The sequence below is a fragment of the Pseudomonas sp. GW821-FHT02B10 genome (assembly GCF_059421865.1).
Map to the genome: position 1 here is coordinate 112403 of NZ_JBWKVU010000009.1, position 12929 is coordinate 125331.

Consider the following 12929-nt stretch of genomic DNA (forward strand, 5'->3'; position numbering starts at 1 on the left):
GCGAATTGCCGGTCGCGGGCAAGCCTCGCTCCTACAGGGGCTCTGTAGGGGCGGGGCTGGCCCGCGATCACGTCCTCAAGGCTTGTCCACTCCCAACTGCTGCCACATCTTCGCGGTGATCCGCTGCCGATGGGCGTAGCCGTGCCACGGATCCCGGGGCAAGGCCTCCAGGCGCTGACTCAGGTTCGCCACATTCCACTGCTGGGCATGCCGGACATCGCCCAGTTCATCCCGCGCGATCGGCACCGAGACCGGCAGCCCGGGGCGGGCCCGTACCGAATAGGCGGCCACGGTGCTGGCGCCACGGGTGTTGCGCAGGTAATCGACGAAGATTTTGCCGACCCGGTTTTTCGGGCCCATGGTCGCGGTGATGCGCTCCGGCAACTGCTGCGCCATGAATTGCGCGATGGCCTTGGCGAAACCTTTGACCGTATCCCAGTCGGCCTTGCGCGCCAGCGGCACGATCAGGTGCATGCCTTTGCCGCCGCTGGTTTTCAGGAAGACCTGCAAACCCAGTTCATCGAGCACCGAAAGGGTCAGCTGGGTGGCCTCCTGCATGCTTTTCCAGGGCAGCGCCGGGTCCGGGTCGAGGTCGAGCACGAACAGGTCCGGGGTTTCGATCTGGTCGTGGGTCGCGCCCCAGGTGTGCAACTCGATGGTGCCCATCTGCACCGCGCCGATCAGCGCCGCAGTGCTGTCGATTTCCATCAGGCGCGCGTGGCCGGGGTCCAGCGCCGGGTCGAGGTGGCGGATATGGGGGATGGCCAGGTGCTCGGCATGTTTCTGGAAAAACTGCTCGCCTTCCACCCCTTCGGGGGCCCGCAGCAACGACACCGGCCGGTCGCGCAGGTGCGGCAGGATCTGCTCGTCGATGCTGGCGTAGAACTGCGCCAGTTGCAGCTTGGTGGTCCCGGATTGCTGGTCGATGACCCGATCCGGGTGGGTGATCCTGACCCCGGCGACGCTGTGGACGGCCGATTTGTCCGAACGGGCGGCCGTGCCCCGGCTGCGCGTCTCGACGGCCTTGGAGGTCTGCGGCTGCTCGCGAACGATCTCCCTGGCCGGCTTATCGCTGCGCAGAGCGATGAACGCCGCTTGGCGCACCACCTGCTCGCGGGTCCACTCGGCGAACTCGACTTCGGCCACCAGTTGCGGCTCGATCCAGTGCACGCCGCGGGCCTGGGCCGCGGTCAGGGGCTTGGCCAGGGGCGATGAATCCCGCTCAAGTTCCTGCATCCGCTCATGCAGCTGCTTCAAGGTCTGCTGGTCGAAACCGGTGCCGACCCGGCCGGCGTACACCAGCCCGCTCGCGTCATTGACCCCCAGCAGCAGGGCGCCAAAGCCGCTGCGCGAACCTTGCGGGCGGGTATAGCCGACCACCATGAACTCCTGGCGCAGCCGGCATTTGAGCTTGATCCAGTCGGTGCTACGGCGCGACACATAGGGGCTGCCGGCCCGCTTGCCGATCACCCCCTCCAGGGACAGGGCGCAGGCGCTTTCGAGGATGTCGTGGTGCTGGGCGGCAAAGGCTTCGGAAAAGCGCAGGACCTTGCTCGATTTGCGCCCGAGCGCCTGCTTGAGGGCCTGACGGCGTTCTTCCACCGGCGTTTCGCGCAAGTCCTCGCCCTGCAGAAAAGGCGCATCGAACAGGTAATAAATGATGTCCACGCTGCGGCCGATATCGAAGGCGTTCTGCAGCGCCTGGAAGTCCGGCAGGCCTTCGTCGTTGAGCACTACCATTTCGCCGTCGAGCCAGCTGTCCTTGAGCTTCAGGGCGGCCAGGGCCTTGGCTTGCTGGGGCAGGCGGCTGGTCCAGTCGTGACCGTTGCGGGTCAGCAGGCGCACCTCGCCGTCCTGGATTCGCGCCAGGATCCGGTAGCCGTCGAACTTGATCTCGTAGCGCCAGTCGCCGCTGGGCGCCTTGTCCACCAGGGTCGCCAGCTGCGGCGCCAGGCTTTGCGGCAGGACCACGGCTTTTTTCCCCGATGGTTTTTTCTCGGCTTTTTTTGCGGCCTGGGGTTTGGCGCTGGCAGCTGTGCGGTCGCCCACTGTGGCGCCACTGAGCACGCTCCTGGGCAGGGCCCGGACCACGTCGTACTCGTCGCTCGGTCGCGCCTGGGCATCCTGCTCCTTGATCAGCAGCCACTGCTCCTTGTCGCCGCTGCCGCGCATATGGGTGCGCACCAGGGCCCAGTCGCCGCCGAGCTTCTCACCGATCAGGGTGAACTTGAGCTTGCCCGCCCGATAGCTGGCGTCGGGGTCGTCATGGGGTTGCCAGACGCCATGGTCCCAGACGATCACATCACCGGCGCCGTATTGCCCGGCGGGGATGCTGCCCTCGAAATCGCCATAGCTCAGCGGGTGGTCCTCGACATGCACCGCCAGGCGTTTTTGCCTGGGGTCCAGGCTTGGACCCTTGGGCACCGCCCAGCTTTTCAGGCTGCCGCCCAGTTCCAGGCGAAAGTCGTAATGCAGATTGCGCGCATCGTGCTTCTGGATCACGAAACGCAGGGCCGAGGTGGATTTGACGGAGGCTTTGTCCGCCGCCGGCTCCGAGGTGATTGCGAAGTTGCGCTTGCGCTGGTATTCACTCAGGGATTTGGCCATGACCCACTACCTCGTATGGCGAGCCGCGTGGTTCAGGCGCGGGAGCTCTTCGTGGTTTTCCTGGTCTTGCCGGGTTTGTCCGGGCTGGCCGGCGCCTTGCTCCTGGATCTGCTTCCCAGGCTGCGCTTGAGCATCTCGGTCAGGTCGATGACATCGGCGCTCTTGCGTTGCTCTTCGCCGGTGCTGCTTTCCACGTCCTCGATCTTGCCGGCCCGGGCCTTTTTCTCCACCAGGGCCATGATTTTGTCGGTGAAGCTGTCGCGGTATTCCTCCGGCTGCCAGTCGGCGCTCATGTCCGCCACCAGGCGCCTGGCCATGTCCCGTTCGCCCTTGGCCAGGTCCGGGTGAGTCACCTCCGGCCCCAGGGCCAGTTCGTCGAGGCTGCGCACCTCGGCCGGCCAGCGCAGCATCACCAGCACTAGTGCCGACTCCAGCGGCATCAGCGCCGCCAGATGCTGGCGGGTGTGCAGCACCACCAGGGCCAGGGCGACTTTCGAGGTGCTCTGCAGGGTTTCGCGCAGCAGCGCATAGACCTTGCCGCCACGCTTGTCGGGGGCCAGGAAGTAGGGGGTGTCGATGTTCTGCAGCGGGATCTGCTGGCTGTCGACGAAGGCGAAGATGTCGATGGTCTGGGTCGACAGCGGGTGGGCCGAGCGGATTTCGTCCTCGCTGAGCAGCACATAGCGGCCTTTTTCGTAGGCCACGCCCTTGACGATATGTTCCTTGCCGACTTCCTTGCCGGTGACCTTGTTGACCCGCTTGTAACCCACCGGGTCCATGCTGCGCTGGTCCAGCCAGTCGAAGTCCACGCCCTGGGAGGAGGTCGCCGAGACCAGCGCCACCGGAATGTGAACCAGGCCGAAACTGATCGCGCCTTTCCAGATTGCCCGTGCCATGAGCCTGTCCCCGTATTGACTGTGGAATCGCCATGCAGCGACTGGTTTTCAGGTGACCCGTGGCGCGGCGCGAAAGTTTCCCTGGGGTGCCGGCCTGCATGGGCAAGCCGATAACTCGTGTTACATGTCTGACGGATTATTTAATTAACAAGGCCGAACGCGCGACGTAGCCTGGACTCGAATGCGATAACTCGTCGCCATCCAAGAGGGTCGCCATGAATAACCTGCTTCGCGGCCTTGCCGTGTTCGCACTGATGAGCGGGGCCAGCACCGCAGCGTTCGCCGCGCCCCAGGCAGCGCATACGGGCAGCAGGCCAACGTCCGCCATGCTGCTGGCACAGAACCTGCCCGGCAGCAACAACAACCCCTACAACAGCCCGATTCGCCGGGCCAACCCCAACAGTATGCAGGGCACCCAGCCCAGCGCCCCGGCTGTCCGTGGGGTTAATCCGGTACCCGTGCAACGCCCTCCGACCCTGGAGAACGGCGGTATCGGCAACGGCTACCCGCGCACCATCACCCAGCCAAGGATCATCGACCCGACACCCGTGACCCCACCGCGTAACCAACAGCAGCGATAAACGCTGACCGCCCGAGGCCGATGCCGGCCCCGGGCGGAAACCTTTTTATCGACAGAAGGAATCGTGCATGTTGCGTAAAACCCTCTTGGCAACCGTCTGTGCCAGTCTTTTTCTGAGCAGTGCGCTACCGGTCGCGGCCGCCCCCAGTCAACCGTTGCAGAGCGAGCTGGGCCCCCTCAGCGTGACCCCGCTGGTCGAAGGCCTGGATCACCCCTGGGCCCTGGCGTTCCTGCCGGACCGCCAGGGCATCCTGGTGACCGAGCGGCCGGGCAACCTGCGGCTGGTTGGCTCCGACGGCAAGCTCTCGGCGCCCCTGGGCGGCGTGCCGCAGGTCTGGGCGAAGGGCCAGGGTGGCTTGCTGGATGTGGTGCTGTCGCCGGACTTCAAGCAGGACCGCCTGGTCTACCTGTCCTACGCCGAAGGCGGCGGCGAGGGCGGCACGGCGGGGACGGCGGTGGGGCGCGGACGGCTGTCCGAGGACCTGAAGACGCTCAAGGATTTCCAGGTGATTTTCCGCCAGGCGCCCAAGCTCTCCACCGGTAATCATTTCGGTTCGCGCCTGGTGTTCGACCGTGACGGCTACCTGTTCATCACCCTGGGGGAAAACAACGAGCGCCCGACCGCCCAGGACCTGGACAAGTTGCAAGGCAAGATCGTGCGCCTGTATCCGGATGGCCGGATTCCGCAGGACAACCCCTTTGTCGGCCAGCCGGGCGTGCGCCCGGAGATCTGGTCCTACGGCCACCGCAACCCCCAGGGCGCGGCGCTCAATCCCTGGAGCGGCACCCTGTGGGATAACGAGCACGGGCCCAAGGGCGGCGACGAAATCAACCTGATCGAGCGTGGCAAGAACTACGGCTGGCCCCTGGCGACCCACGGCATCAACTATTCCGGCGCGCCGATTCCCGAAGCCCAGGGCAAGACTGCCCCAGGCACCGTGGGCCCGCAGCATGTCTGGGAGAAATCCCCCGGCATCAGCGGCATGGCCTTCTACGACGGCGACCGCTTCAAGGCCTGGCAACACAACCTGTTCATCGGCGCCCTGGCGTCCCAGGAACTGATCCGCCTGCAATTCGACGGCGACAAGGTGGGCCACGAGGAGCGCCTGCTGGGCGAACTCAAAGAGCGCATCCGCGACGTGCGCCAGGGGCCGGACGGTTATCTGTATGTGCTGACCGACGAGGACAAGGGCAGGCTGTACAAGGTCGGCCTGGAATAACCCAGGCCCTTCTTCTGTAGGAGCGAAGCTTGCTCGCGAAAAAATCTTCAACGATAACGCGTGTTGGCAGGATGAATCGCCGCTTCGCGGCTATCGCGAGCAAGCTTCGCTCCTACAGAGGCACTGCGGGCGGGTAGAGGATCACCGCCGCCTGCAGCTTGCCGCTGCCGAAACGGCACATCTTGGCGAACTCGCCATGGCTCACCGGCAGGTGCTGGCAATCCATCGGCTGGCGGTGCTGGCTGTGGTCGACATCGGGATCGTGCAGGTAGACGAACTCTTCGTCGCAGTCGGTGACCATCACCCAATGCGGGGCCTTGGAGCGGGTCAGGCGGTAGCTGCTGATCAGCACCAGGGGCTGGCCGCCATCGGCCAGCAGCTTCGGCAGGTCCAGCGGGCCGCCCAGCACCTGCAAGACGTCGCTGCTATCCAGCTGGGCGCAGAACTCCTCATGCACCAGGCGCATGACGTCTTTTTTATGCTCGTCGCGCACCCCGCCGAGAAACAGCGGCCCCCGGGTATTGACCTGCAGCCTGACCCTGAAGCCCCGGCGCCACGCGGCCAGCGCCAGCCCCTGGGGGCTGCAGCCGCCGTGGCCGGAGGTCATGAACACGGTGGTCGCCTCGCGCCACAGCTGCAGTTCTTCACGGCGCTCCAGGGCGCGCCCGGGCTGCAGCGCGGCCATGGCCATCAGCAGGCAGGCCGGGCCGCAAGTGAAGTCGGTGGTCTGCTGGTAATAGGGCACGCGGATGGTGCGAGTCTCGCGATGCTGCAGGATGCGCTTTTCCAGGCGCAGGGCATCGGCGTGGTCCTCGTAGTAGTCGTGCAGCACGGCGAAGCGTCGGTAGCCGCTGCGTTCGTACAGGGCGATGGCCGTCGGGTTGTCGCTGCGCACCTCAAGCCGCAGGTAGGCGCAGTCATGCTCCCGCGCGCAGGCTTCGATCCGCTCCAGCAGGCGCTTGCCCAGGCCCGACCCGCGGGCCTCGACCGCGATGGCGATCGAGTACAGGCGGGCCAGGGAGGTCCCGCGATGGAACAGCACCAGGGCATAACCCAGCAGTTGTCCCGCCTGCTCGGCGACGATCAGGCACGCATGGGCGCGGCTGATCATCCACTGGAAGCTGCGCACCGTCAGGCGATCGGTGGTGAAACACTGCTGTTCCAGTCGCACTAAAGCAGGCAAGTCCTCAGGTGTGGCAATGCGAAAGACAAGATCCATATAACCGCCGTAAAAGTTGCGTAACGAAACGAGACTTTCAAAAAAGTTCGTGCTTAATAGAAAAGGTCTTGTTCTTAAGCGGATCAAACATTATGTCAGCGGTACAAGGTCATTGGCGTGGAGTATCCGAGCAAAGTCTGCCGGCGACAATAACTCCGGTTAATTATTTTTCAGCGATGAGTGAAACTTCCAGTCAGTTGCTGATTATTGTCGAGCGCAAGGAAGATTGGGCCTCCTATTTCCCCAGCGAAGACATCCTCAGCGCTCAGGAGTACCTGGAACAGACCCGAGAAACCCAGCCCGGCAAGCGGGTCCAGGTGATCAACCTGTGCCGCAGCTACAAGTACCTGGGCCACGGTTACTACTGCTCGCTGCTGGCCGAGGCGCGGGGGCACAAGGTGATTCCCTCGGTGCGCACCATCAGCGAGCTGACCCGCAAATCGCTCTACGGCCTGGCCCTGGACGACCTGGATAAAACCCTGGAAAAGGCCCTGAGCAATCATCTTTACAGCGATACCGAAGGTTTTACCCTGACCCTGTATTTCGGCAAGACCCATATCGAACCGTTACAGGAGTTGGCGCGCCAGTTATTCGAAGTCTTTCCCTGTCCAATATTGCTGGTGGACTTCAAACGAACTAACGGTTGGCATATCGAAGGCGTGAAGTCCGGCGCCTTACATAAGTTGCGCGAAGACCAGGAAGATCAATTCGCCCATTCCCTGGACAGTTTCAGTCGCAAGATCTGGCGCATGCCGCGCTCGAAAAGATTGGCCCGCTATGACCTGGCAATCCTCCATGACCCGCAGGAAGCCCTGCCGCCTTCCAACGCCCGGGCACTGGAGAATTTTGTCCGGGTCGGCAAGGGCCTGGGCATCGACGTCGAACTGATCGAGAAGAAGGATTACTCGCGTATCGCCGAGTACGACGCCTTGCTGATCCGCGAGACCACCAGCGTCGACAACCACACCTACCGCTTCGCCAAGAAGGCCGAAAGCGAGGGCCTGGTGGTGATGGACGACCCTGCCTCGATCCTGCGCTGCACCAACAAGGTCTACCTGACCGATCTGCTGAAAAGCCACCAGCTGGGCATGCCCGCCACCGAGATTCTCTACAAGGAGCGACCGGAAGATTTCGAGCGGGTTGGCGAACGCCTGGGCTTCCCACTGGTGCTGAAGATTCCCGACGGCTGTTTCTCCCGTGGGGTGATCAAGGTCGAGAGCCAGCAGGCGCTGCTGGAGGCCACCGCCGAGCTGTTCGAACATTCGGTGTTGCTGCTGGCCCAGGAGTTTTTCTACACCGAGTACGACTGGCGCATCGGCGTGCTCAACCGCAAGCCGATCTTCGCCTGCCAGTACTTCATGTCCAAGGGCCATTGGCAGATCTACAACCACAAGGCCAAGGGCCAGGACATCAACGGCGAATGCCGCACCCTGGCGGTCCACGAGGCGCCGCGGGCGGTGGTGGAACTGGCGGTGAAGACCGCCAACCTGATCGGCGACGGCCTGTACGGCGTCGACCTCAAGCAGTCCGGCGACAAGGTGGTGGTGATCGAAGTCAACGACAACCCCAACCTGGACGCCGGCATCGAAGATGCCTACCTGCGTGACGACCTGTATTCCCTGGTGCTCGAGGAGTTCGTCCGCCGCCTGGAACTCAAGCGCCGCGGGCAGGCCTGGTGAACGGCCGATGATCAAGAGCTACCAGTTGAGCCAGGGCCGCCTGCTGCCGGTGGAGAACCTGGATGCCGAAGTGATGCTGTTCAGCAACCCGGACCCCGCCGAGCGCGATCTGCTGCGCACCGGCTTCAAGCTCGACGAACACGCCCTGGCCTCGGCGCTGGACCCGGACGAGGTGTCGCGCATCGAGTTTCACCCGGACAACCTGTTCCTGATCTGGAAACGCCCGGAGAACTACTCCGGCGGCGGCAGCCTGTCGTTCGAGGTGTCGTCCTGCGGCCTGCTGTTTTCCCCGCAACGCCTGCTGGTGATCGCCCACGACGACAGCCAGCTCAGCGGCCTGGGCGCGCGGCAGGCCCTGAATAGCCCCCTGGATGTGCTGCTGGACCTGCTGTCCACCAACATCCATCACTACCTGGGGCACCTCAAGGTGATCAAGATGGTCGCCCGCGAGTTGCAGCAGCAGTTCAACGACTCGATGGAAAACCGCCACCTGATCCAGATGTTCAACCTCAGCGAGAGCCTGATCTATTACATCAACGCCATTCACAGCAACGGCGCGGTGCTGACCCGGCTGCGCAACCACGCCGAGAAGGCGCACTTCAGCGCCGAGGCCGTCGGCCTGATCGACGACCTGATCATCGAGAACAACCAGTGCTACAAGCAGGCGGAGATCTATTCGACGGTGTTTTCCGGGCTGATCGACGCGCGCGGCAACCTGATGAACAACAACATGAACAGCCTGTTGCGCAAACTGACCCTGATCAACGTGGTGTTCCTGCCGCTGAACCTGATCGCCAGCATCGGCGGCATGTCCGAATTCAGCATGATGACCGCCGGCACCCCGTGGTGGATTGCCTACCCGCTGTTCCTCGTGGCGATGCTGCTGGGGGCAGGGGGGATGGTGCTCGGGCTCAGGCGCCTGGCCGGCGGCAACGGCAAGTGCGCCTGAGGTTTCAGGCCGGTTGCAGGGTCAGTACCTCAAAGCCGTCGCGGGTCACCGCCACAGTGTGTTCCCACTGCGCCGACAGGCCGTTGTCGCGAGTGACCACGGTCCAGCCGTCTTTCAGGCCGCGCACCCGGGCGCTGCCCTGGTTGATCATCGGCTCGATGGTGAACACCATGCCTTCGCGCAGCTCCAGGCCGGTACCGGGGCGACCGAAATGCAGGACCTGCGGTTCTTCGTGCATCTGCCGGCCGATGCCATGGCCGCAGTACTCGCGCACCACGCTGTAGCCCCGGGTTTCGGCGTGTTTCTGGATGGCATGGCCGATATCGCCAAGGCGCGCGCCGGGGCGGACCACCTTGATGCCTTCCCACATCGCCTCGAAGGTGGTGCTCACCAGGCGCTGGGCCTTGGGGCTGACATTGCCGATCAGGTACATCTTGCTGGAGTCGGCGATAAAGCCGTTCTTTTCCAGGGTGATGTCGATGTTGATGATATCGCCGTCCTTGAGGATGGCCTTCTCATGGGGCATGCCATGGCACACCACTTCGTTGATCGAGGTGTTGATCGAGTAGGGGTAGTTGTACTGGCCCTTGCTGGCCGGACGGGCGCCCAGGTCGTGGCGGATAAAGCGCTCCACGGCCGTGTCCAGTTCCATGGTGGAAAGGCCGGGCGCGACCAGGTCGTCGAGAAAGCTGAACACCGTTGCCAGCAGGCGCCCGGATTCACGCATCAGCGCCAGCTGCTGCGGGGTCTTGATCAGGGCCTGGGTCATGCGCTGCGCCCCCGGATCAGGTCGCTCTTGTTCAGCAGCAGTTTGTTGATCAGGTCGTTGTAGGCCAGGTGCGGATTGAGCTCGGCCAGCAGGCCAATCTTGATCCAGAACTCGGCCTGGGCGTTGATGGAGCGATCCATGGCGTCGCTGGCGACGCGGATCTGTTCATGCAGTTGATCTGAAATCTTGACGATGCCCACGGGGTTTCTGTCCTGGTAAATATACGAAGCATATACGTTTCGTATATTTTTCGGCAAATGGCAGATGGCTCGACTTGTCATTGGCCATTGACTCACCAGCGACCCGCCGGTTAATTTCCTGGCCATGACTTTTTCCGCATTGCGTTCCCAGCCAAGCATTATTACCGCCATTCCTGATTGGCGGGTCTGACACTGCACCCAACCCGCCCTAGAGGCGGGTTTTTTCTTTCTGTCTCCGGGGCTTTCAACACAGCCAGGAGAGCCGTATGAACCATCCCGCCGAGCCCGACACGCAACTGGACCTGCTTGAGCACTACGTGAAGAAGATTCTCGCGGCGCCGGTCTACGACCTGGCGGTGCGCACGCCGTTGCAGCCGGCGCCGGCCCTGTCGGCGGCGCTGGGCAATCAGGTGCTGCTCAAGCGCGAGGACCTGCAACCGACCTTTTCCTTCAAGATCCGTGGCGCCTACAACAAGCTGGTGCAACTCAGCGACGAGCAAAAGCGCCGCGGGGTAATCACCGCTTCCGCCGGCAATCACGCCCAGGGCGTGGCGCTGGCGGCGCAGGAGCTGGGGATCAAGGCGACCATCGTCATGCCTTCCACCACGCCGCAGCTGAAGGTGCAGGGCGTCAGCAGCCGCGGCGCCGAGGCGGTGCTGCAGGGCGAGAGTTTTCCCTTCGCCCTAGCCCATGCCCTGCAATTGGCCGAGCGTAGCGGCCAGACCTTTGTCTCGCCCTTCGACGACCCGGACGTGATCGCCGGGCAGGGCACGGTGGGCATGGAGATCCTGCGCCAGCATCCCGGGCGCCTGGACGCAATCTTCGTCCCGGTGGGCGGTGGCGGATTGATCGCCGGCATCGCGGCCTATGTGAAATACCTGCGGCCCGAGGTGCGCATCGTCGGCGTCGAGTCCGAGCACTCCAACTGTCTGCAGCAGGCGTTGCGGGTTGGGGAAAGGGTGGTGCTGCCCAGTGTCGGTACCTTCGCCGACGGCGTTGCCGTGGCGCAGGTCGGCGCCCATTGTTTCGAGTTGTGCCGAGCGCTGGTCGATGAGGTGATCACGGTCAGCAACGACGAACTCTGCTGCGCAATGAAGGACATCTACGACGACACCCGCTCCATCACCGAGCCGTCGGGGGCGCTGGCGGTGGCCGGGATCAAGCAGTACGTGGCCCGCAGCGGCGTACAGGGCGAAACCCTGGTGGCCATCGATTCCGGGGCCAACATCAACTTCGATCGCCTGGGGCAGGTGGCCGAGCGCGCGGCCTTGGGCGCGGTCGCGCTGGGGTGAGAAGGGAGCAGGGCCTCTGTAGCCGCTGGCGCAGCCTGCGCACGAGCGCGAAGCACTCGCCAGCCGAACCACTGATACACCGCGTTGCCTGGCTTGGCGGCCACTGCATCGGAGTGCCGCCCAAACCGATCGCAGCCTGCGGCAGCGGCTCCATCTCCCGCGATGTAGCCGCTGCGCAGGTTATTCCGCGCGGGCCTTCTCGACCTTGTCCGCGGCGGACCACAGGCGGTAGCGCACTTCGACGTCCTTGGGGGCGTAGATCACGATCGGCAGCTTGCTGTTGTAGCGCAGCACGAAGCCTTCGCCGACCACCGGCACGAACGCCTGCTTGCTGGTGCCCTCGGGGCAGGCCATCAAGGTGCTCATCGGCCCGCTGACCTTGTCCAGGCGGTAGTAGGGGTAACCCCAGCCTTCCAGGTTCTTCTCTTCCAGGGTGCCGCCCAGGCGCTGACGGTTGCAGTCGACGGTCAGGGTCTTGCCGGCCAGGACCTCGACCTTGAAGTCCTCTTCCTTGGCCTGCTTGGGCAGATGGATCACCTGACGCACAAAACCTTCTTCAGCCTTGGGGTAGGGCGCCACGTCTTCGAGTTTGGCCGCATGGCTCAGGGTGGACAGACCGCTCAACAGCACAGCGATGGCGGTGGAAACAGGGAAAAAGCGCATAAGGCCTCCTTGCAGGTTGATCGACGGCCTCCCAATGGAGGGAGCCGTTTGCTTGAAACGCCGGGCAGTTTGACTGGGTAACGACCGGTCATGCAAACCGTGGCCATTTCGCTCCGGCAAATTGCCGGGTGACCAACGGCAAATCCGGCAATCTGCACGACGCGGTCCGCCGATGGTGCTTTACAACCCGATGATTTATCACGGCATGACAACGAGCACGAAGACGGCACGCTTAATGCTCCATTCACTATCAACGAGAAGTCGGCCGCTCCCATTCGCAGGAGGTCATCCCCCTGACGGAGGTATCGGGACATCACGTGAAAAAAGCCCACTACTCAGAGCAAAAAAGAATTTAGTAGAAGCGCAAATACGGCCTAGTCTAGGAATTGGCTTTCTCTTCCAGGGAGGTTTAGTCACGCCGTACGCCGTATTTCGGGGGTGGAATCCCGAGACGATATTCTTGCCATCATTGAATGGCCACTGCACCAACGGAGAGATCTGCCATGTTCTTATCTGCCTTGGAACTGCGCAATATCATTGAATGCAGCTTCCTGCCCAAACGCTGCGAGTGCACCCTGAGCCCCGACCTGCACATGACCGTGAAAGTCTATGGCGACCATGAAACCGACCGCGTGGACCTGGTGGTCACCGGTATCGATGCGGCGAGCCTCAACGGCTGCCGGGAAATCAACGATTTGATCGCCGAGTTGCGCTACGACCTGGCGAACCATCCGGGAAGCCAGCCCATCGCCCTCAAGTCCAGGGTTCATTGATCGGCGGCTTTGCCAATGCCTGTGTTGCTTGCCTGACCTGGATAAATCCCGGGCCAGGCGCAAACTCGACCCTCACCGCGAA

At 63.3% G+C, this 12929-nt stretch carries 11 protein-coding genes and 1 pseudogene; 6 read left to right on the top strand and 6 right to left on the bottom strand.

Features of this window, described 5'->3' with window-relative positions; translation table 11 throughout:
- Positions 1 to 75 precede the first annotated feature (75 nt).
- Both ligD and ku read right to left on the bottom strand, forming a co-directional pair.
- Positions 76 to 2607: a DNA ligase D gene (ligD, locus tag AC07VU_RS19670; RefSeq protein ID WP_495030291.1), complete on the bottom strand. Its 2532-nt coding sequence runs from the start codon at positions 2605 to 2607 to the stop codon at positions 76 to 78.
- A gap of 32 nt (positions 2608 to 2639) precedes the next feature.
- A complete protein-coding gene (ku, locus tag AC07VU_RS19675) occupies positions 2640 to 3503 on the bottom strand; it encodes a non-homologous end joining protein Ku (protein ID WP_495030292.1) in 864 nt (287 codons plus the stop codon).
- Between the two features lie 215 nt (positions 3504 to 3718).
- Here ku and AC07VU_RS19680 point away from each other — a divergent pair, with 215 nt between their 5' ends.
- Together AC07VU_RS19680 and AC07VU_RS19685 are read left to right on the top strand one after the other, a co-directional pair.
- A complete protein-coding gene (locus AC07VU_RS19680) occupies positions 3719 to 4084 on the top strand; it encodes a hypothetical protein (protein WP_053261076.1) in 366 nt (121 codons plus the stop codon).
- 67 nt (positions 4085 to 4151) lie between these two features.
- Positions 4152 to 5303: a PQQ-dependent sugar dehydrogenase gene (locus AC07VU_RS19685; RefSeq protein WP_495030293.1), complete on the top strand. Its 1152-nt coding sequence runs from the start codon at positions 4152 to 4154 to the stop codon at positions 5301 to 5303.
- A 112-nt stretch (positions 5304 to 5415) separates the two neighbouring features.
- Here AC07VU_RS19685 and rimI read toward each other — a convergent pair whose 3' ends face one another.
- Positions 5416 to 6522, bottom strand: coding sequence for a ribosomal protein S18-alanine N-acetyltransferase (gene rimI, locus AC07VU_RS19690; protein WP_274302650.1), 1107 nt, complete (start codon positions 6520 to 6522; stop codon positions 5416 to 5418).
- A gap of 176 nt (positions 6523 to 6698) precedes the next feature.
- Between rimI and AC07VU_RS19695 the strand changes: the two genes are divergently transcribed.
- Positions 6699 to 8201 carry a RimK family ATP-grasp domain-containing protein gene (locus AC07VU_RS19695; RefSeq protein ID WP_164485839.1) on the top strand — a complete coding sequence of 501 codons (1503 nt, stop codon included), beginning with the start codon at positions 6699 to 6701 and terminating at the stop codon, positions 8199 to 8201.
- 7 nt (positions 8202 to 8208) lie between these two features.
- Complete coding sequence (locus AC07VU_RS19700; RefSeq protein WP_101337911.1) at positions 8209 to 9150, top strand: magnesium transporter CorA family protein; 942 nt, start codon at positions 8209 to 8211, stop codon at positions 9148 to 9150.
- Positions 9151 to 9154: 4 nt separating this feature from the next.
- Here the strand turns inward: AC07VU_RS19700 and map are convergent, their stop codons facing one another.
- Both map and AC07VU_RS19710 read right to left on the bottom strand, forming a co-directional pair.
- Positions 9155 to 9919, bottom strand: a complete 765-nt coding sequence (gene map, locus AC07VU_RS19705; protein ID WP_007926404.1) for a type I methionyl aminopeptidase — start codon at positions 9917 to 9919, stop codon at positions 9155 to 9157.
- Positions 9916 to 10119, bottom strand: coding sequence for a ParD-like family protein (locus AC07VU_RS19710; protein WP_007926402.1), 204 nt, complete (start codon positions 10117 to 10119; stop codon positions 9916 to 9918). The genes map and AC07VU_RS19710 overlap by 4 nt, the downstream gene beginning before the upstream one ends.
- A 266-nt stretch (positions 10120 to 10385) precedes the next feature.
- On the opposite strand from AC07VU_RS19710, the pseudogene ilvA reads away from it, so the two are divergent.
- Positions 10386 to 11393 (top strand): annotated as a pseudogene (ilvA, locus tag AC07VU_RS19715) (threonine ammonia-lyase, biosynthetic); the annotation flags it as partial.
- Positions 11394 to 11591: 198 nt separating this feature from the next.
- Here the strand turns inward: ilvA and eco are convergent.
- Positions 11592 to 12074, bottom strand: coding sequence for a serine protease inhibitor ecotin (gene eco, locus AC07VU_RS19720; RefSeq protein ID WP_087091025.1), 483 nt, complete (start codon positions 12072 to 12074; stop codon positions 11592 to 11594).
- A gap of 503 nt (positions 12075 to 12577) precedes the next feature.
- Between eco and AC07VU_RS19725 the strand changes: the two genes are divergently transcribed.
- Positions 12578 to 12847 carry a DUF1652 domain-containing protein gene (locus AC07VU_RS19725; RefSeq protein WP_053261084.1) on the top strand — a complete coding sequence of 90 codons (270 nt, stop codon included), beginning with the start codon at positions 12578 to 12580 and terminating at the stop codon, positions 12845 to 12847.
- The last annotated feature ends 82 nt before the right edge of the window (positions 12848 to 12929 follow it).